The sequence below is a fragment of the Pseudomonas sp. EA_5y_Pfl2_R50 genome (assembly GCF_963970475.1).
GTDB lineage: Bacteria > Pseudomonadota > Gammaproteobacteria > Pseudomonadales > Pseudomonadaceae > Aquipseudomonas.
This window is the reverse complement of sequence record NZ_CAXAPT010000156.1, coordinates 1-465: the sequence shown is the minus strand read 5'-3', so window position 1 is coordinate 465 and position 465 is coordinate 1. Positions and strand designations below refer to the sequence as shown.

1 protein-coding gene is annotated in these 465 nt (G+C 71.2%); it reads left to right on the top strand.

The window, feature by feature from the left end; translation table 11 throughout:
- Positions 1 to 465, top strand: a 465-nt coding sequence (locus AACY19_RS27210) for an IPT/TIG domain-containing protein (protein ID WP_339454592.1), incomplete at both ends; no start/stop codon positions are given.

Genomic DNA, 465 nt, shown 5'->3' with positions numbered 1-465 from the left:
CAGCTATATCGGGGCCCCCACCGTCACCGCGATCTCGCCCAGCTCGGGTCCGGCGAGCGGCGGCACCTCGGTCACCATCACCGGCACCGGCTTTACCGGGGCTACCGCCGTCAAGTTCGGTGCGACCTCTGCAACCGGCATCACCGTTGTCAGCGCGACCAGCATCACTGCAACCGCTCCGGCTGGCAGCGGCACCGTCGACGTGACCGTGACCACCCCTGGCGGCACCAGCGCCACCTCGGCCAGCGACCAGTTCAGCTATGTCGCGGCCCCCGCCATCACCGCCATCTCGCCCAGCTCGGGTCCGGCGAGCGGCGGCACCTCGGTCACCATCACCGGCACCGGCTTTACCGGCGCGACCGCAGTGACCTTCGGCGCGACCGCAGCCGCCAGCTTCACCGTCAACAGCGCGACCAGCATCACCGCGACCGCCCCTGCAGGCACCGGCACCGTCGACGTGCGCGT